We start from the raw sequence: 20,002 nt of genomic DNA on the forward strand, positions 1-20,002 counted from the left end.
TAATATCCATTATGAAACTAAGATATATAGCTTTTTTACTAATTATTTTTACAGTAACAGCTTGTAAAGAAACTGCAGATAATAAAGAAGAAAAGAGTAAAGAGGTAGAAAACACGGTAGAAGTTGTAGAGGAAACACAACCAAAAGTTGAAAAAAATATTAGACCACTAGAATCTGGAGAGTATTTTACTTTAAGTATAGGAGAGACTTCTGCAGAGAAATACAAGCCACATTTTAATTTAAATGTAGAAGAAAATCGAATTTCAGGATTTTCAGGATGCAATAATTTTAGTGGAAGTTTTACTATGGAAGATGGAAATATATCTTTTGATAAAATGGTATCTACAAAGAAAATGTGTGCAGAAGGAATGGAGTTTGAAAGTCAGTTTTTAAAATCTCTAGAAGAAACTGAAAAATTTAATTATAAGGGATATACCATTCAGTTTCTTAACGAAGATGATGAAGTATTAATGAAATTTAAAATTAAAGATTAATTTTGAGTAATATTAAAGAAATAAAGGAAGAGATTGTAGATGAATTTGCAATGTTTGATGATTGGATGCAGCGCTATGAGTATATGATAGAGCTTGGTAAATCGCTTCCACTTATTGATGAGCAATATAAAAACGAAGATCATATTATTAAAGGGTGCCAAAGTAAAGTTTGGGTTCACGCAGATATGAAAGATGGTTTGGTAGTTTTTACAGCAGATAGTGACGCAATTATTACCAAAGGAATTATTGCAATTTTAATAAGAGTATTTTCTAATCAAGCACCAAATACTATTTTAGAAACCGATACAGATTTTATAGATGAGATCGGTCTAAAAGAACATTTATCACCAACCAGAGCAAATGGTTTGGTAAGTATGATTAAACAAATTAAAATGTATGCTTTGGCATACCAAACCAAAGTAAATTAAAATTATGTCTGTAGAAGAAATAGATACTAACGAGTTGGGAGAGAAAATTGTAAAGGTTTTAAAAACTATTTACGATCCAGAAATCCCAGTAGATATTTACGAGCTTGGTTTAATTTACGATGTTTTTGTAAATGAAGACTACGATGTAAAAATATTAATGACTCTAACTACACCAAACTGCCCTGTAGCAGAAACAATGCCGCAAGAGGTAGAAGAAAAAGTAAAGTCATTAGATAGTGTAAATAATGTAGAACTAGAATTAACTTTTGATCCGCCTTGGACACAAGATTTAATGAGTGAAGAAGCAAAGCTAGAATTAGGGATGCTTTAAACTTTCTCTAAATAGTTAAACGAATAATATATGCAAGCCGAATTAATTTTCGGCTTTCTAATTGGTAAAAAGATGGAAAAAGAAATTGTAAATAGAGTTGCTCAAAGTAAATTAAAAACTTTTGATCTAGAAGATTATTATCCTGCTGGAGAGCGGGTAGTTTTTGATATTAAAGATTGGTTATTTCAAGGTTTTGTATTGCGTGAAAAAGAGTTTAGAGATGAAGTGAAAAACCATGACTGGTCACAGTACAAAGATAAATACCTAGCGCTAACCTGTACTACAGATGCAATTATCCCTGTTTGGGCTTATATGCTTATTACAACTGCCTTACAGCCATTTGCAAAAAAAATAGTGCTAGGAGATAAAAAAGAACTAGAAACTAGTATTTATCAAGATATTATTTCAAAAATAGAAGTAGATGAGTACAAAGGCTTACCAGTAATTATCAAAGGTTGCTCTAAAAAACCTGTGCCAGATAATGCCTATTTGCAAATAATACAAAAGCTGCAGTTGGTAGCAAAAAGTATAATGTTTGGTGAAGCTTGCTCTTCTGTGCCTTTATTTAAACAGAAAAAATAGCATATTTAAAAATCTTTTAGTGAGCTATTAACAAATAAGTTTACCTTTGTTGCCGATTTTTAAAATATAAAATTATAATTATGAAAAAATTATTATTTATTGCATTGGCATTGCTAGCTACTCAAATTGGTTTTTCTCAAGATGAAGAACAAAATGGAGATGAGCCAAAACAAGGTTGGGTTGGTTCTGGTACGTTTTCTTTATTATTTAATCAAGCTGCTTTTAATGCAGAATGGCAAGGTGGTGGTACTTCAAACTACGCAGGGAATGCAACAATTAGTTACAGTTTAAATTACAACAAAGATAATTTTACTTGGGATAACAGTTTTTTAGGAGACTTTGGTTTAACTAAAATTAAAGACCAAGAATATACAAGAAAAACAAATGACCGTTTAGAGCTTAACTCTATAGCTGGTTGGGAGATTAACGACTCTAATTGGTACTATTCTGCATTTGTAAACTTTAGAACTCAATTTGCTAAAGGTTATGAGTATGATAGTGATGATGACTCTGTAAGAGAAGAAACAACACGTTTTATGTCTCCAGGTTATTTACAAGTTGGTCCGGGCATGTTATGGAAAAAAAATGAAAACTTTAGAGTTAACATAGCTCCAGCTACTGCAAGATTTATATTTGTAAGCGATAAGTTTACAACTACAGCAGGTTATGTAGATGGTGACTATTTTGGTGTAGATGAAGGAGAAACTATGCGTTTTGAATTTGGTGCATCTCTTAGCGGATACGCTAAATTTAAGGTGGTAGAAAATGTTTTTATGGAAAATACATTAAACCTTTACTCTAACTATTTAGAAAACCCTCAAAATGTTGATATAGATTACACAGGTCAACTTAACATGAAGGTAAACGATTATCTTTCTGCTAACTTTGTTTTCCAAGCGATTTATGATGATAATGCAGTAGGAGCATTTCAAATTAGAGAAGTTTTAGGTGTTGGTTTTACTTACAACATTAACCCAGTAAAATAATTTTACTACAATATAATTAAAAAAGGCTTCTCATATTGAGAAGCCTTTTTTTGTTACTATAATACAAGCAAGTGAAATTTAACTTACTGTATTTTTATTCATTTTTATCTGTAACCACATTTTAAATTTAGTAACTAAGAAGTATAAAACAGGAACAATAATTAAGGTCAAGAAAGTTGCAATAAACAAACCATAAATAACAGTTTTAGCTAAAGGTCCCCAGAAAATTACGTTATCTCCACCAAAGTAGATATTTGCATCTAACTCAGAAAATAAGGTGAAAAAGTTAAGGTTAAACCCTATAGATAATGGTATAAGTCCTAAAATGGTGGTAATAGCTGTTAGTAATACAGGTCTTAAACGAGCTTTACCAGCTTCAACTACACTTTCAAAAAGGTCTGGAGTGCTCAAGTATTCTTTCTCACCTAAACCAAGTTTTAGTTTTTTTCTATCTACAATAAGCTGCGCATAATCTAATAACACTACTCCATTATTTACTACAACTCCGGCTAAAGAAATGATCCCTACCATAGTCATCATAATTACAAAAGCTTCTCCGCTAATTACTAAACCTCCAAATACACCAATAAAGCTTAAGAAAATTGCCAACATGATTATAGTTGGTTTAGAAATTGAATTAAATTGGAATATTAAAATAAAGAAGATTAAAGCCAGTCCAGTAAAAAATGCACCTACTAAGAAAGCCATTTGCTTGTTCTGTTCTTCTATTTGCCCAGTGTAATCTACGTGTACATCGTCAGACATATTTTCAAAACCTTTCATTTCGTCTTGTATCTGAGTCACAATTGCGCCAGCATCTGTAAATCCAGGAGCCAATGCAGAGTAAACAGTAACTATACGTTTAGTGTCTTTGTGCTTAATGGCGCTAAACCCAGAGGTGTTTTTGTAAGTTGCTACAGTAGATAACGGTACACTTTTCACCTGTCCGGTATTATCTCTAAATGTAATATTTTGGTTAAATAAAGCACTTCTATTATATCTATTTTCTTCATTAAAACGAACATAAATATCATAATCGTCTCCATCTTCTTTGTAAATACCTGCTTTAGATCCGAAAATAGAGTTTCTTAATTGTTGTCCAATTTGAGAAGCACTAATACCTAATTCACCTGCTTTTTCACGATCTATTTCAATACGCATGCTAGGTTTGTCTTTATTAACATCAATTTTCAATTCATCAATCCCTTGTATGTTTTTAGAGTTGATAAATTCACGCATATTTTCAGCAGTATTGATTAATTCATTATAATCATTTCCTTGAATTTCAATATTGATTGGAGAACCTGCTGGAGGACCGTTTTGATCTTTTTCTACTGAGATTAAAACTCCTGGGTATATACCTGTAAGGGCTTCTTGTACCTTTTGTCTAAGAACTTCACTGTCTTTTCCTTGTCTAAATTTAAACTCACGCATAGAAGCGGTAATTTTTCCTTTATGTGGCATTTCTGCAGAAGAACCTCCATCTGTTTGTGGGTTACCAGCACCTTCTCCTACTTGAGAAACTGCGCTTTCTACCATAAAGTTATAGTCACCATTTTTATACTCATCATTATCAAGCACCTTAAAAACACGTTGTTCTATTTTTTTGGTAATAGCATTTGTCTTTTCTATTGAAGTACCTTGTGGGTACTCTATATAAACAATAATTTGATTTGGCTTATTGTCTGGGAAAAACTCTATTTTAGTACGTTTTTGCCCCAAAGAAATCCCAAAGGCTACAAAAGATAAAATAAGTAATAGAAAAGTACCTATTGATAGAATGTATGGTTTTTTGCCAGTAAGAGATTTTCTTAGTTGACGTTCGTACCAGTTTTCTAGTTTTACAAGAGTTTTAGTTTGAAAACTATTGGCCCATTTTCTAAGAAATAATCTGTATACCCAAAGCATGATAGCAGTAAACACCATAAGCGTACCAAGTGCTTGGTATACGCCACCCATAATAAGAATTAAAACACCTATTATGGCCATACATACGGTAAGAATAACAATGCGTTTTATAGGCATATCTTTATCTTCAATAGTCATAAAATCTGAAACCAAAACCGAATTGAAGAAAATGGCTACAAATAATGACGACCCGAGTACGGTAGATAAAGTAATAGGTAAAATAATCATAAATTCACCCATAATTCCTGGCCACAAACCTAGCGGAATAAACGCGGCAACTGTGGTAGCGGTAGAAATTATAATAGGAAAAGCAATTTCTCCAATACCTTTTTTAGCAGCTTCCATTCTGTTCATGCCTTCTTCTTCCATAAGACGGTAAACATTTTCTACTACTACAATACCATTATCTACCAGCATTCCTAATCCCATAATTAAACCAAATAAAACCATGGTGTTTAGAGTGTACCCTAATGCTTCTAACAACATTAAAGACATAAACATAGACATTGGTATAGCAAAGCCTACAAAAATTGCATTTTTGAATCCTAAGAAAAACATTAGTACGGTTACTACTAATAGCACTCCAAAAATAATGTTGTTAACCAAGTCATCTACTTGCCCAATGGTAACAGAAGACTGGTCGTTAGCTATAGTTACTTGTACATCTGCAGGAAACTCGTTTTCTTGTGCGTTTGCTACTATTTCTCTTACCTGCTCTGCAGCATCTACCATGTTTTTACCTGCTCTTTTCTTTACATCTAGCATTACCACAGGCTTTCCAAATTCTCTAGCGTAGGTGGTTTTGTCTTCTTCTTTAAAACTTACACTTGCTACATCTCTAAGGTAAATAGGTTTTCCGTTTTCAGATTTTACTACAAAATTATTTAGTTCTTTAGGGTCTTCTATTTCTCCTAAAATTCTAATGGTTCGTCTTTGTCCGCTAGCTTTTATATTACCTGCAGATAGAGTAACATTACCTGCATTAATACTGTTAATAATGTCGCTAAAAGTAACTTTAGCAGCCATCATTTTATAAATATCTACGGCGACTTCTACCTCTTTTTCTTGTGCACCACGAATAGAGGCTTCTTTAATTTCGTTTAAGTCTTCAATATCATCTTGAAGGTATTCTGCAAATTCTTTTAATTTCTCAATAGTGTAATCTCCAGAGATATTAATATTAAGAATAGGCATTTCTTCAGATAAACTAAGCTCAAAAACATCTGGCTCTACTTTAGCGCCATTAAAGGTAGGCCAGTCTTCGCTTGAAGTTTCTGTATCTATCTCGTCTTTTACTTTTTGTTTGGCTTTTTCTACAGAAATATCTTCGTCAAACTCTACCATAATCATCCCGTAATCTTCTTGAGAGGTAGAGGTGATTTCAACTACATTACTAACAGTTTTTAGTTGATCTTCTAGTGGGTCTATTACTAGTTTTTCAATATCTTCTGCAGTGTTACCTGGGTAAATGGTACTAACGTAAATTTTAGTTTCGTTTACTTCAGGGAAATTTTCTCTTGGCATATCGAAAAAAGACGAGATACCTAGATAGAAGATTACCAATATTAAAACATAGATGGTAGTCTTATTGTTGATGGCCCAGGATGATAATTTAAATTCCTTATCAACTTGATTTTTATTGTCTGTCATGTTTATTTACTTTAAGAAATTTAGAAAGTTACTTGCTTTCTTCATAAGAAATCATCTCTACCGATTGCCCATCTTTAACGCTTCTGGCTCCTTCGTTAATGATTAAATCGTCTTTTTGAAGTCCTTTAGTAACTTCTACTACATCTCCTTGTATTTTTCCTGTTTCAATAATGGTTCTATTGGCGTTTCCAATATTTTTATCATTTGCATTTTTTACTACGTAAACATACTGTTCTCCATTAGCATTTTCAGAAATGATACTTTGCGGAATTAAAATTGCTTTTTCACTAGAGTAATCATTTATTCTCACTTTTGCAGTTAAATTAGGTTTGATGTTTTTCTCTTTGTTTGGTACATCAATCTCTACTTTAAAAGTTCTGTTGCTTGGGTCTACATAATTGGCAACTTGTTTTATTTTGGTTTCTATAGTTTTGTTAAGCACCGGAATAAAAACTTCTGTTTTTTTACCTTTAGTAACACTTTCTATATAACGCTCTGGTACATTAGTTTCAATGTACATGTTATCTAAGTTTACAATTCTGATTAATGGAGATTGTCCTGGAGATACTACATTTCCTTGCTCTGTAATTACATCGTCAATAGTACCTGTGAATGGTGCGCGAATTTGAGTTTTACCAATTTGTTGTTGCAATTGGCTTACCGCTTTTTGTTGAGCTTTGTAATTAGACTCTGCTTGTAAAAATGTGATTTCACTACCAATGTTTTGGTCCCAAAGACGTTTTTGTCTCTCGTAAGTAGTTTTAGCTAATTCTTCTTGAATTTTTAACTTTGCTAATTGTGAGCCAAGGCCACCATCATCAATTTTTGCTAAAAGTTGCCCTTTTTTAACTTGGTCACCTTCGTTAACATATACTTCGGTAAGAATACCGCTGTATTCTGGGTATATAGTAAGTACTTGTTGGGTAGTAATATTACCTTGTAATTCTAATTGGTGTTCAAAATTTTCTTCAATTGCTTGAATAGTGGTTACTAATGGAATTTTTTTAACCGTATCTAGCTTAGAAATTTTAGTGTCTAGCTCTTTAATTTTAGAGTTTATGTTTTCTTGTTGAGAAACTAGCTCAGTTCTTTTTTGTCTTATTTTGGTAAGATCGTTAGATTCTAAAGCTTTTTCAAAAGATTTTTCTTCTTTGTTACCGCAAGCGCTAACAACCATTGAAGCGATGATGATTAGTATATAATTTTTCATGATTATTGTTGAGAATTGGTAAAGTTAAGGTTTGGTGTGTTTAATAGAGTTTCTAATTCTGCTTTAGCATTAAGAACCTCTAGCATAGACTGTAATAATTCTTGCTGTGCAGCGTAAAGTTGTGTTTGTGCTTGTCTCAGCTCAAAACTAGTAGCAATACCTTCAGAAAATTTAATTTCATTTTTATTTTCTATACGTTCTGCTAAATCTAAATTTTGTTCTTTAATTCTATACTTGTCTATAGCGTATTGATAATCATTTTTAGCTTTTGTCATTCCCAATTTAATTTGAGCTTTTGCTTCTTTAAATTGAGTTTCAGCTTGATCTAATGCTATTCTAGCTTGTGCGGTTTGTGCACTTCTTTTAAGTGAACTAAAAATAGGAATGTTTAAACTTACCCCCCAAATAGAAGATTGAAAGTATTCTTGACTGCTATCAAAAAAAGTAAATTCTTGAGTATAAGCACTAGTGCCATAATTTAGAAATGTAGATAAACTAGGTAATGCTTTAGATCTTTGTAAATCTAGTTCATGTTCTCTTTGTTCAATTTGTACATTAGCTAACTGGTAATCTAAATTGTCTTCAATATTAATATCAGAATTAAGTAGTGTTAAGCTAATATTTTCTTCAACTAAACTTTCTAGAGAATCTACTAATTCTACAGATTTTTCTAACGGTATGCCTAAGGTTAGTTTTAGAGCATCTTGTGCAATTGCAACTAATCTATTTGCGTTGTTTAAATCATTGCTTACTTGTAAAAAAGTAATCTGTAGTTGTTCTACACTTTCTTCTTCTTGAAGTCCGTTTTCGTATATTTTACGGGTTTCTTCTAAATTATCATTTAGTTTTTCTTTATTGTATTTTAAAATTTTAGCACTTTCTTGGGCTAATAACACATTTCCGTAAGCGTCTATAACGTCTTTTCTAATTTCTAGGGCTGTTTTTTCTGCATTGGTAGTAGTGTATTTTTCAAAAGTTTTAGCAGCTCTAACCCCTACAATGTAAGAGCCATCAAATAAAAGTTGAGTGGCTGTTGCAGTTGCAGAAAGACTTTGTTTAGTACCAAAAATTACTGGGGAATAAGTACCTGCTGTACCTCCAAAAAATTCAGAAGGTATTAGTGTTACGGGCTGTTTTAAGTTGTTTTGGTAATCTACACTAGCATTAATTTGTGGTAAACCAGCAGCAGTGGTTTCCCATTTCTTTTTTGCAGCAGCAGCAATATCTCTTTTAGCATTTATAGCAGTATAGCTACTATCTAAAGCAAAAGTTATGGCTTCTTTTAAGCTAAATTTATAGTTTTCTTTAGTTTCTTGCGCTTGTAGTATACAGCTAAAAAGCAAAAGAAAACAACTTAGGCGTATTTTCATGAGTGGCAGTTATGGTTTAGGTTATTAATGTATTTTAATCCTTTTTCTGAGGCTATTGCTCTAAAATGGTATTCTAAAAAATGATCTACTAAAAACGGTATAGTGTATTTTTCTATAGGAAAATAATCACTGTTTTTAATGCCTTCTAATGTCATAAAGTAAAAATTCTGAACAATTTCTATTTCAATACTTTCTCTGTAAAGACCTTCTTCTTTCCCTCTTTTAAGATTGTTACCTATGCATTTTCGCATATTTTCTATTTTTCTAGCTTTTAACTTTTCTTCAATTTTTGGGTAATACTTGCATAATTGAAATTGTGGCGAAGCTTTTTCTTCTTTGAGTCTTTTTAAAATATATTCATGAATAAGTAATAGCTCATCAATGGGGTTATGGTTTTCTTCTATAATTTTGTCTATTCCATTAGTAATAATGTTAAAAAGCTCCATGACACAAGTTTCTACAAGCTTTTCTTTATTAGGGTAATGTGCGTAGATGGTTTTTTTTGAAATACTTAATTTTTCGGCAATGTCATTCATAGTGATGCTTTTAAACCCAAGGGTTAAAAACATTTCTGTCGCGGTATTTAAAATTTTTTCTTTCATAGCGTTTGCAAAAGTAATATGGAAACTTTAAATACCAATAGGGTTTCCTTAGTTTTTTTTTAGAATTCATATTATCTTTATGTGAGTATTTTAAAATCGCTTATTTATGGTATTTTAGCTGAAAATTTTAAGCTATGAGTGACCTTTCTTTTTATAGAGAAGAGTTTTTAAACTACCTAGAGAGTAATTTATATAAAAAAGAACCCGTTAACCTTTATGAGCCGATATCTTATATCTTAAAGTTAGGAGGAAAAAGATTAAGACCTGTATTAGTATTAATTTCTGCAGAAGCTTTAGGTGTATCTTATAAAAAAGCATTAGATGCTGCTTTAGCGGTTGAGGTGTTTCATAATTTCTCTTTGGTTCATGATGATATAATGGACGATGCTCCTTTAAGAAGAGGGAAAATGACAGTTCATGAAAAATGGGATGTAAATACAGGTATATTATCTGGAGATGCTATGTTAATTAAAGCATATCAATTATTTGAGAACTACGAAGGAGAGCAGTTTAAAGAGTTGGCAAAACTATTTAGTAAAACAGCTATAGAAGTTTGTGAAGGGCAGCAGTATGATATAGATTTTGAAACTAGAGAAGATGTCACAATTGATGATTATCTTAAAATGATTGAGTATAAAACTGCTGTTTTGGTTGGTGCTGCTTTAGAGATGGGAGCAATTGTAGCAAATGCACCAAAAGAAATTAGAAAACAAATTTATGAGTATGGTAGATTAATAGGTGTTGCTTTTCAGTTACAAGATGATTATTTAGATGTGTTTGGAGACCCAGAAACTTTTGGTAAACAAGTTGGGGGAGATATTATTGAAAATAAAAAAACATATCTTTATCTAAAAGCATTAGAAAAATCTTCTGCAGAAGATGCAGACCAATTAAGACATTTGTATACTATTTTGCCTACAAATACCACGCAGAAAATAGAAACTGTAAAGCATTTGTTTGAAACAAGTGGAGCGGCAGAGGTGACACAGCAAGAAATAGCAAGGTATACAGACAAAGCGTTTGCGGTGCTAAACGATTTAGAAATTAAAGAAGAACAAAAGCAATTATTAAAAGATTTAGGAGAGGTTTTATTAGTTAGAACCACTTAATTGATTAAGAAATAATTTTATTAATTTCTGACTTACTAGAGAGCTATAAGCAAAAATATCTATGTTATAACAGAAATTTATAATTTATTAGAGGCTATATCTCGTAAAAATTGTATTTTTGGTAATGTTTTAAAAACATAATTGTATATTCCTATTTATGGATCAATTTTCATTTCTTAATGCGGCAAATACCGCATATTTTGCAGAACTTTACGATCAATATCTACAGTTTCCTGATAGTGTAGAGCCAAGTTGGAGAGCATTTTTTCAAGGTTTTGATTTTGGTAAAGGCAGTAGCGTTGTTGAGCATGAAGAAACTTCAACACAAAACAATACTATTTTAGAGCCAGCAAATGGCACAGTTGTAAATATTCCCGATAACGTTTTAAAAGAGTTTCAGGTAGTTCAGTTGATAGACGGCTATAGAGTTAGAGGTCATTTATTTACAAGAACAAACCCAGTAAGAGAAAGAAGAAAGTACGAGCCTACTTTAGAAGTAGAAAACTTTGGTTTAAGTCAAGCAGATTTAGATACAGAATTTTCTGCAGGAGAAATTCTTGGTATTGGTACAACTTCTCTTAAAAATATTATTCAGCATTTAAAGAATATCTATTGTGAGTCTATAGGTGTTGAGTATATGTACATAAGAAAACCTGAAGAAATTCAGTGGATTCAAAATCATTTAAACGTAAATGAAAATCATCCGAAGTTTTCTAACGAGAAGAAAAAACAGATTCTGAAAAAATTGAATGAAGCTGTTTCTTTTGAAGGTTTTTTACATACAAAATACGTTGGTCAAAAACGTTTTTCTTTAGAAGGAGGAGAAAGTTTTATTCCTGCTCTAGATGCTTTGATTGAAGCAGCTGCAGAAAAAGGAGTGAAAGAGTTTGTAATGGGGATGGCTCACCGTGGTCGTTTAAGTACACTTACAAATATTTTTGGTAAAAGTGCTAAAGATATTTTTAGTGAATTTGATGGTAAAGATTACGAGCAAGAAGTGTTTGACGGAGATGTGAAGTACCACTTAGGTTGGACGTCTTGTAGAACAACAGATAGTGGCAAAGAAATTAATTTAAATATAGCACCAAACCCTTCGCACTTAGAGACTGTAGGTCCTGTTGTAGAGGGTATTGCACGTGCTAAGCAAGATGGTCACTATTTAGGTTCACCTAAAAATGTACTTCCTATCGTTGTGCATGGTGATGCTGCAATTGCTGGTCAAGGTGTAGTTTATGAAACTGTTCAAATGTCCCAATTAGAAGGGTATAGAACAGAAGGTACTATACATATTGTAATAAATAACCAAATAGGTTTTACAACTAATTATTTAGATGCAAGATCTTCTACTTACTGTACAGATGTAGCTAAAGTTACTTTGTCTCCTGTGCTGCACGTAAATGCAGACGATGCAGAAGCTGTAGTGCATGCTATGCTTTTTGCTTTAGATTTTAGAATGGAGTTTGGTAGAGATGTGTTTATAGACTTATTAGGTTATAGAAAATATGGGCACAACGAAGGTGATGAGCCACGTTTTACACAGCCAAAATTATATAAAGCTATTGCAAAGCACGACAACCCAAGAGATATTTATGCAGAAAAGCTTATAAAGGAAGGGGTTATCGACAAAGATTTTGTAGCAAAATTAGAAAAAGAATACAAAGATAATTTAGAGGAAAGTTTAGAAAGCTCTCGTAAAGAAGAAACTACCGAGATCACTCCGATAATGCAAGACGAGTGGGAAGGTTTTACTTACGGTACAGAGAGCGATATGATGGAGCCTGTAGATACTAAAGTGGATTTAGAAGAACTTACTTTAGTAGCAGAAAAAATCACAAACTTACCAGAAGATAAAAAGTTCTTAAGAAAAATAACTAGACTTATTGGTGCAAGAAATAAAATGTATTTTGAGAGCAATAAGCTAGATTGGGGTATGGCAGAGCTTTTAGCATACGGTACCTTGTTAAAAGAAGGGCATAATGTAAGAATGACGGGTCAAGATGTAGAAAGAGGTACTTTTTCTCACCGTCACGCAGTTTTAAAGGTAGAAGAAAGTGAAGAAGAAGTAGTTCTTCACAATCAAATTGCAGAAGAGCAAGGGCATTTCTATATCTATAATTCTTTACTTTCAGAATATGGAGTAGTTGGTTTTGATTATGGTTATGCTATGGCTAACCCAAAAACGTTAACCATTTGGGAAGCACAATTTGGAGATTTTAGTAACGGAGCGCAAATTATGCTAGATCAGTACATTTCTGCAGCAGAAGATAAGTGGAAATTACAAAACGGTTTAGTAATGTTTTTACCACACGGTTACGAGGGTCAAGGGGCAGAGCACTCATCTGCTAGAATGGAAAGATACCTTCAGCTTTGTGCAAAAGATAACATGTACGTAGCAGATGTTACTACGCCGGCTAACCTGTTTCATTTAATAAGAAGACAAGTAAAATTAGGATTTAGAAAGCCACTTATTGTGTTTACTCCAAAAAGTTTGCTAAGACATCCAAAAGTTGTTTCAACAAAAGAAGAATTAGCAGAAGGAAGTTTTCAAACAGTACTTGACGATGTAACTGCAGAAGTTAAGAATATAAAAACTTTAGTATTTTGTACTGGTAAATTCTATTATGATTTATTAGAAAGAAAAGAAAAAGAAGAGAGAAACGATGTTGCATTAGTGAGAGTGGAGCAATTGTTCCCAATCCCTACAAGCAGAATATCAGAAATTATCAATAAATACACAAATGTAGACGATTTAGTTTGGGCGCAAGAAGAACCAAGAAATATGGGGGCTTACGGCCATTTCTTATTACATTTAGATGAAGCTAAAAACTTTAGAGTTTGTAGCAGAAGATTTTATGGTGCTCCTGCAGCAGGTAGCTCTGTAAGATTTAAAAGAAGACACGAGAGAGTAATAGATAGTGTTTTCGATAAAACAATAAACGACTAATTCAAGAAATACGATACCGAAATAATTTAAATTATGGCTTTAGAAATGAAAGTCCCTTCACCAGGGGAATCAATTACAGAAGTTGAAATAGCACAATGGCTTGTTGAAGATGGAGACTTTGTAGAAAAAGATCAAGCAATAGCAGAAGTAGATAGTGATAAAGCAACACTAGAATTACCTGCAGAGGCAAGTGGAGTAATTACTCTTAAAGCAGAAGAAGGTGATGCTGTGCAAGTGGGTGAAGTAGTGTGTTTAATAGATACAGATGCTGCAAAACCAAGTGGGGGAGAATCTGAAAAGAAAGAAGAAAGTAAGCCGGAAGCTAAAACTGAAGAGCCTTCAAAACCTTCTACTCCAGAGCAAAAACAAGATGATAAAAATTACGCTACAGGAACTCCTTCTCCAGCAGCAAAGAAAACTTTAGCTGAAAAAGGAATTGACGCTAAAGATGTGCAGGGTAGTGGTAAAAATGGAAGAATTACTCAAGATGATGCGGTAAACGCAAAACCATCTATGGGAACTCCAGGTAACGGTACACGTAGTGAGTCTCGCAAAAAAATGTCTATGCTTCGTCGTAAAGTAGCAGAGCGTTTAGTGAGTGCTAAAAATGAGACAGCGATGTTAACTACCTTTAACGAGGCAGATATGTCAGCTATCTTTAATTTAAGAAAACAATACAAAGAAGACTTTAAAACTAAACACGGAGTTGGTTTAGGTTTTATGTCTTTCTTTACACTTGCGGTAGTGCGTGCATTAGATATGTACCCTGCAGTAAATAGTATGATTGATGGTAAAGAAATGATTACCTACGATTATAAAGATATTAGTATTGCAGTATCTGGACCTAAAGGTTTAATGGTACCTGTAATGAGAAATGTAGAAAACTTAACTTTTAGAGGAGTAGAGTCTGAAGTTAAACGTTTAGCATTAAGAGCTAGAGATGGTAAAATCACGGTAGATGAAATGACAGGTGGTACTTTTACTATTTCTAACGGAGGTGTTTTTGGCTCTATGCTTTCTACACCAATTATCAACCCACCACAAAGTGGTATCTTAGGTATGCACAATATTATTGAGCGTCCGGTAGCTGTAGATGGGAAGGTAGAAATTAGACCAATGATGTACTTAGCACTTTCTTACGATCATAGAATTATTGATGGTAAAGAGTCAGTTGGTTTCTTGGTAGCAATAAAAGAAGCCTTAGAAAATCCAGAAGAATTATTAATGGATGGCAATGTAAAAAGAGCTTTAGAGCTGTAATAAATAAACCGTATTTCTATTAAAAAGCCTTGATTGAAGAATCAAGGCTTTTTAATTCTTTTTATTTAAGCTTACTTTCAAGTAATGTGCTTCACTTTAAATAAAGCGTTTTTGTTTTATAATCTATTACCGCTTTTCCTTTCTTTAAAATATCTGCACCAATAATTCCATGAACTTTTTCTGCTTTATGGTCGGTTAATGCTTGGTTTACGTGACTTAAATCAAAAACCACTAAGTCAATTTTCTTTTTTTTCCAATTGTTAATTGCTACGGTGTTTTTAGTAGAAACTTGGGTAAGCATATTTGTTGCCCCAGCACCAGCAGCTTTTACATCACTATCTTCTGCAAACAAATCAAAATATTCTACCATTTCTCTACCAATACAGCTACTAGATGCGCCAGTGTCTAAAATAAAATTCCCTTCAATATTATTTATACTAGCTACTAGCTCTAAATGGTTAGTTGCGGTAGTCTTTAATTTAGTACGTTGGTAGCCTTTTTCTGTTAAAAATCTTCGTAAGCTTGACATTCTTCTTTTTTCAGCAAAGATAGACGAAGAATTTAAATTAGTTTTGCCAAACGAAAAGCTTTATTTTGATTTTTGCAAAAATTGAACTGTAAGCATTTTGGTAAAATAATAATTGATTTTAATGAAGTTAATAGACACGCATACTCATTTATATAGTGATGCTTTTGCTGAAGATAGGCAAGATGTTGTGAATAGAGCAATAGAAAGCGGAGTAGATAAATTTTATATTCCTGCCATAGATTCAGAGACTACGCAGGCTATGTACGATTTAGAAAAAGCATTTCCAGGCCGTATGTATTTAATGATGGGGCTTCATCCAACTTCTGTTAAAGAAAATTATGAAGAAGAATTGAAGCATGTAGAAGAAGAATTAGCGAAACGAAAATTTTATGCTATTGGAGAAATTGGGATAGATTTATATTGGGAGCAGTCTACTTTAGCAATTCAGCAAGATGCGTTTAGAAGGCAAATTAAGTTAGCTAAAAAGTATAATTTACCTATTGTAATTCATTGCAGAAATGCTTTTGATGAGGTTTTTGCTATTTTAGAAGAAGAAAAAGGAGAAGGTTTATTCGGAATTTTTCATTGTTTTACAGGAAATTTAGAACAAGCCAAGAAAGCAATTTCATATAACATGAAGCTAGGTATTGGTGGTGTAGTAACTTTTAAAAACGGAAAAATTGATCAGTTTTTGCATGAAATAGCGCTAGAGCATATAGTTTTAGAGACAGATGCTCCTTATTTAGCACCTACGCCATTCCGCGGTAAAAGAAACGAAAGTGCTTATGTGGTGAATGTGGCAGAGAAAATGGCAGAAGTGTATCAAATTTCTGAAGAAGAGTTAGCGCAAGTAACTACCCAAAATGCGCTAAAGATTTTCAATTTAAAATAATATATAATATGACTAACAGTAATTCTAAAATTCTATTGATTTATACCGGAGGTACTATTGGTATGATTAAAGATTTTGAGACTGGAGCCTTAAAAGCATTTAATTTTGATGAATTACTGCAAAATATTCCAGAATTAAAACTGTTAGAGCACGAGATTGAAACTGTAAGTTTTAAAGAGCCAATAGACTCTTCTAACATGAATCCGGAGTATTATGTGATGATAGCAGAGATTATCGAGAGCAATTATAATGCTTATGATGGTTTTGTAGTATTGCATGGGAGTGATACGATGGCGTATTCTTCTTCTGCATTAAGTTTTATGTTTGAAAATTTAAATAAGCCAGTAATTTTTACAGGTTCTCAATTACCAATTGGTGATTTAAGAACAGATGCAAAAGAAAATTTAATAACTTCTATTCAGTTAGCGGGATTAAAAAAGAATGGAAAACAGGTGATTAGAGAAGTTGGTCTGTATTTTGAGTATAAACTTTATCGAGCTAATAGATCATCTAAAGTAAGTGCAACTCATTTTCAAGCATTCAATTCTCCAAATTACCCTCCATTAGCAGAATCTGGAGTAGAATTGCAGGTAGATGAACATTCTTTAAAAAGAGTTTTAGGTAAAAAAAAGTTCTTTGTACATAAACAATTAGATAATAATATTGTAATTGTGAAGCTTTTTCCTGGAATAAATGAAAAAACTTTAGCTCATTTACTGTCTCTAGAGACCATAAAGGCAGTAATTTTAGAAACTTATGGTAGTGGTAATGCTTGTAATGAGCCTTGGTTTACAAATATTGTTAAAAAAACAATAAAAGCAGGAGTGCACGTTATTAATGTTACGCAGTGTGTTGGAGGTAGTGTCGTTATGGGTCATTACGAGACTAGTACAGAGCTAAAGTCAATAGGAGTAATATCTGGCGGAGATATAACTACAGAAGCTGCGGTAGCAAAATTAATGTATTTACTACCTAAAAATCTTTCGCCAAAAGTGTTCAAAACTATATTTGAGACCTCGTTAAGAGGAGAAATGTCATAAAATTAACGTTAGACGCTTGAATGGGATTATTTTTTTTTGTTATTTGCCACCCCTTATAAAAAAGGAATAATTGAAGTTTAGCGTTTCAAGTAGAGAGAGAGGTGGCCGAGTGGTCGAAGGCGCACGCCTGGAAAGTGTGTATACGTCAAAAGCGTATCGAGGGTTCGAATCCCTTCCTCTCTGCTAAATTAAGATTTTTAATGAGTAATAATTTTTATATATTTAACCCTTTAACTAATTAAATTAAGACAACAAGTAATGAAAAGATTATTTTCTATTCTGGTAATCGCTACAATTATGGTCTTCAGTGGCCTTAATGCTAAAGCGACTAATAGTGTAAACAATTTCGCTTCAGCAACAAGTTTTATCATCCAAGAGGATGAAGAAGCTGCACCTGCAGAGGCTACAGAAGAAAACGTAAGTTTTCATCAAGAATTAAAAAGACGTTTTATAGAAGGGGGTCCTGCATTTATGGGGATTGTACTTTTATGTTTAATCTTAGGATTAGCAATTGCTATAGAACGTATTATTTTCTTAAATTTATCTACAACTAATTCTAAAAAATTAGCACAAAGAGTAGAAGATGCTTTAAATAGCGGTGGAGTTGATGCAGCAAAAGAAGTTTGTAGAGATACAAAAGGGCCTGTTGCTTCTATTTACTACCAAGGTTTAGATAGAGCAGATGAGAGCTTAGAAGCTGCAGAGAAAGCAGTAGTTGCTTACGGAGGTGTACAAATGGGACAATTAGAGAAAAACGTATCTTGGGTTTCTTTATTTATCGCTTTAGCACCGATGCTTGGTTTCATGGGTACTGTAATTGGTATGATTGAAGCGTTTGATAAAATTCAAGCAGCGGGAGATATGCAACCATCACTTGTAGCAGGAGGTATTAAAGTAGCTCTTTTAACAACAGTATTTGGTCTTATTGTAGCTATTATTCTTCAAATTTTTTATAACTATATTATCGCTAAAATAGATAGTATCGTTAACGATATGGAAGATGCATCAATTACTTTAATTGATATCTTAGTAGACTACAAAAGAAGAAAGTAATTTAAACCAATAAATAATTATGACTTTACATAAAGTTTTAAAATATTTAGCATTGGTGATTGGTGTAATTGGTCTTGTGCTTTTAGCAAGAGTGGTTATTACTGGTGATGATGCTTTAGAGACATCAGCAGACCTTCAAGGAAGTGTGCTAGAACCATTAATGTGGTTATCTTATTTTGTTATTGCAGCTATTATTGTTTTGGTAGGAGTTTCTGTAGTAAAAGACTTAATAAACGGTAACATCAAAAAAACATTAATTTCTGTAGGTGTATTTGCAGTAATTGTATTGCTAGGTTACATTCTTGCTGATGGAGTAGAGACTGAAATGACAGATGGCGAAATGCTTTCTGCTGGAGCTTCACAATGGGTTGGTGCTGGTTTAATAGTATTTTATATTTTAGCAGCAGTGGCTATTGGAGCAATGGCTTTTTCAGGAGTTAAAAAATTAGGAAAGTAATTTATTATGGCAAAAAGAAGTGCACCAGAAGTTAATGCAGGGTCGATGGCAGACATCGCATTCTTGCTGTTAATCTTCTTCTTGGTAACAACTACTATTGAGACCGATGCAGGTCTTAATAGAAAATTGCCGCCAATTCAAGAAGAACCACAAGATCCCCCACCATTAAAGAAAAAGAACATTTTTCAGGTTTTAATTAACCAACAAAATGATCTTTTGGTAGAAGAGAGAGAAATGGAACTTGGTGATTTACGTCAAGCTGCTATAGACTTTTTAGATAATGGAGGTCAAGGTTGTGACTATTGTCAAGGTAAAGGAGATGCCGCTTCTTCAGATAACCCAACTAAAGCAGTAATTTCATTGCAACATACTAGAGAAACAGATTACTCTACATATATAGCAATACAAAATGAATTAGTTGCAGCTTATAATTTCTTAAGAAATAGAGAAGCAAACAGGTTATTTGGAATGAGTTTTACAGAAATGGAAGCAGATTTTAACGATGCTCAATATAATGGCAATAAAGATCAATTAGAAGATAAAATTGGCGTTATTAGAGATATGTTCCCAATGAAACTTTCAGAAGCAGAACCTAAAGAAAATAATTAACTAAGACTAATACAGATTAATTATGTCTAAATTTAAAAAGAAAAAAGGTGGAGAGTTACCAGCAATTTCAACGGCATCACTGCCAGATATTGTATTCATGCTTTTATTCTTCTTTATGGTGGCTACTGTTATGCGTGAGAATACGTTAATGATTAAAAACGAACTTCCTTTCGCAGATCAAGTTGAAAAACTTCAAAAGAAAGATTTGGTAATGTATGTTTACGCAGGGAAACCAAGTGAACGTTACCAAAGACAATATGGAACAGAAGCTAGGGTTCAATTAAATGATAAATTTGCAGATGTTAGTGATATCAAGCAATTTATTATTGAAGAAAGAGAATCTAAACGTGAAGAGCTTAAAAATAAGTTAACTACTTCATTAAAAATTGATGGAGAAACTAACATGGGGTTAGTTTCAGACATTAAATATGAATTAAGAAGAGCAGAAGCATATCGTATAAATTATACCACCAAAAAAGGTGATGCTGCTCAAAACATGCAATAATAATTACTTGTTGTTAGCATATAAAAACATCCAACATTACGTT

The 20,002-nt window shown here is 32.7% G+C and carries 19 protein-coding genes and 1 tRNA gene; 15 read left to right on the forward strand and 5 right to left on the reverse strand.

What is annotated here, in order from left to right:
* Positions 1-11 precede the first annotated feature (11 nt).
* The 5 genes from BUC03_RS08925 (at position 12) to BUC03_RS08945 (ending at position 2,821) form a co-directional block, all read left to right on the forward strand.
* Positions 12-494, forward strand: a complete 483-nt coding sequence (locus BUC03_RS08925; RefSeq protein ID WP_073150612.1) for an META domain-containing protein — start codon at positions 12-14, stop codon at positions 492-494.
* 50 nt (positions 495-544) lie between these two features.
* Complete coding sequence (locus tag BUC03_RS08930) at positions 545-922, forward strand: SufE family protein (RefSeq protein WP_073151026.1); 378 nt, start codon at positions 545-547, stop codon at positions 920-922.
* Between the two features lie 4 nt (positions 923-926).
* Positions 927-1,253 (forward strand): SUF system Fe-S cluster assembly protein, encoded by a 327-nt coding sequence (locus BUC03_RS08935; protein ID WP_073150615.1) that lies wholly within the window; start codon positions 927-929, stop codon positions 1,251-1,253.
* A gap of 72 nt (positions 1,254-1,325) precedes the next feature.
* The gene (locus BUC03_RS08940; RefSeq protein WP_073151029.1) at positions 1,326-1,835 is read left to right on the forward strand and encodes a DUF2480 family protein; all 510 of its coding nucleotides are present in this window, start codon (positions 1,326-1,328) and stop codon (positions 1,833-1,835) included.
* Between the two features lie 80 nt (positions 1,836-1,915).
* Positions 1,916-2,821 carry a DUF3078 domain-containing protein gene (locus tag BUC03_RS08945; RefSeq protein WP_073150618.1) on the forward strand — a complete coding sequence of 302 codons (906 nt, stop codon included), beginning with the start codon at positions 1,916-1,918 and terminating at the stop codon, positions 2,819-2,821.
* A gap of 78 nt (positions 2,822-2,899) precedes the next feature.
* Here the strand turns inward: BUC03_RS08945 and BUC03_RS08950 are convergent, their stop codons facing one another.
* The 4 genes from BUC03_RS08950 to BUC03_RS08965 are packed head-to-tail and all read right to left on the reverse strand — an operon-like array spanning position 2,900 to position 9,561.
* Positions 2,900-6,379 (reverse strand): efflux RND transporter permease subunit, encoded by a 3,480-nt coding sequence (locus BUC03_RS08950; RefSeq protein WP_073150620.1) that lies wholly within the window; start codon positions 6,377-6,379, stop codon positions 2,900-2,902.
* A gap of 28 nt (positions 6,380-6,407) precedes the next feature.
* Entirely contained in the window at positions 6,408-7,589 is a 1,182-nt protein-coding gene (locus BUC03_RS08955; protein WP_073150623.1) for an efflux RND transporter periplasmic adaptor subunit, read from the reverse strand.
* Between the two features lie 2 nt (positions 7,590-7,591).
* A complete protein-coding gene (locus tag BUC03_RS08960; RefSeq protein WP_073150626.1) occupies positions 7,592-8,959 on the reverse strand; it encodes a TolC family protein in 1,368 nt (455 codons plus the stop codon).
* Entirely contained in the window at positions 8,956-9,561 is a 606-nt protein-coding gene (locus BUC03_RS08965; RefSeq protein WP_073150628.1) for a TetR/AcrR family transcriptional regulator, read from the reverse strand. The genes BUC03_RS08960 and BUC03_RS08965 overlap by 4 nt, the downstream gene beginning before the upstream one ends.
* Positions 9,562-9,695: 134 nt before the next feature.
* On the opposite strand from BUC03_RS08965, the gene BUC03_RS08970 reads away from it, so the two are divergent.
* The 3 genes from BUC03_RS08970 (at position 9,696) to odhB (ending at position 14,874) form a co-directional block, all read left to right on the forward strand.
* Positions 9,696-10,670, forward strand: coding sequence for a polyprenyl synthetase family protein (locus BUC03_RS08970; RefSeq protein ID WP_073150631.1), 975 nt, complete (start codon positions 9,696-9,698; stop codon positions 10,668-10,670).
* A gap of 157 nt (positions 10,671-10,827) precedes the next feature.
* Positions 10,828-13,614: a 2-oxoglutarate dehydrogenase E1 component gene (locus BUC03_RS08975; RefSeq protein ID WP_073150633.1), complete on the forward strand. Its 2,787-nt coding sequence runs from the start codon at positions 10,828-10,830 to the stop codon at positions 13,612-13,614.
* A 33-nt stretch (positions 13,615-13,647) separates the two neighbouring features.
* On the forward strand, positions 13,648-14,874 hold the full coding sequence (gene odhB, locus BUC03_RS08980) for a 2-oxoglutarate dehydrogenase complex dihydrolipoyllysine-residue succinyltransferase (RefSeq protein WP_073150636.1): 1,227 nt from the start codon (positions 13,648-13,650) through the stop codon (positions 14,872-14,874).
* A gap of 91 nt (positions 14,875-14,965) precedes the next feature.
* On the opposite strand, the gene BUC03_RS08985 is transcribed toward odhB, so the two are convergent.
* Entirely contained in the window at positions 14,966-15,403 is a 438-nt protein-coding gene (locus tag BUC03_RS08985) for a retropepsin-like aspartic protease (RefSeq protein WP_073150639.1), read from the reverse strand.
* A gap of 121 nt (positions 15,404-15,524) precedes the next feature.
* Here BUC03_RS08985 and BUC03_RS08990 point away from each other — a divergent pair, with 121 nt between their 5' ends.
* The 7 genes from BUC03_RS08990 (at position 15,525) to BUC03_RS09020 (ending at position 19,959) form a co-directional block, all read left to right on the forward strand.
* On the forward strand, positions 15,525-16,295 hold the full coding sequence (locus tag BUC03_RS08990) for a TatD family hydrolase (RefSeq protein WP_073150642.1): 771 nt from the start codon (positions 15,525-15,527) through the stop codon (positions 16,293-16,295).
* Between the two features lie 8 nt (positions 16,296-16,303).
* Entirely contained in the window at positions 16,304-17,335 is a 1,032-nt protein-coding gene (locus BUC03_RS08995; protein ID WP_073150645.1) for an asparaginase, read from the forward strand.
* A 95-nt stretch (positions 17,336-17,430) separates the two neighbouring features.
* Positions 17,431-17,518: transfer RNA gene (locus BUC03_RS09000), tRNA-Ser, on the forward strand.
* A gap of 75 nt (positions 17,519-17,593) precedes the next feature.
* The gene (locus tag BUC03_RS09005; RefSeq protein ID WP_073150648.1) at positions 17,594-18,388 is read left to right on the forward strand and encodes a MotA/TolQ/ExbB proton channel family protein; all 795 of its coding nucleotides are present in this window, start codon (positions 17,594-17,596) and stop codon (positions 18,386-18,388) included.
* A 19-nt stretch (positions 18,389-18,407) separates the two neighbouring features.
* Complete coding sequence (locus BUC03_RS09010; RefSeq protein WP_073150650.1) at positions 18,408-18,845, forward strand: hypothetical protein; 438 nt, start codon at positions 18,408-18,410, stop codon at positions 18,843-18,845.
* A 6-nt stretch (positions 18,846-18,851) separates the two neighbouring features.
* Positions 18,852-19,454: an ExbD/TolR family protein gene (locus BUC03_RS09015; RefSeq protein WP_073150653.1), complete on the forward strand. Its 603-nt coding sequence runs from the start codon at positions 18,852-18,854 to the stop codon at positions 19,452-19,454.
* Positions 19,455-19,476: 22 nt separating this feature from the next.
* The gene (locus tag BUC03_RS09020; protein ID WP_073150656.1) at positions 19,477-19,959 is read left to right on the forward strand and encodes an ExbD/TolR family protein; all 483 of its coding nucleotides are present in this window, start codon (positions 19,477-19,479) and stop codon (positions 19,957-19,959) included.
* The last annotated feature ends 43 nt before the right edge of the window (positions 19,960-20,002 follow it).

Origin of the sequence: Mesonia phycicola, from assembly GCF_900141885.1 — a bacterium.
GTDB lineage: Bacteria > Bacteroidota > Bacteroidia > Flavobacteriales > Flavobacteriaceae > Mesonia > Mesonia phycicola.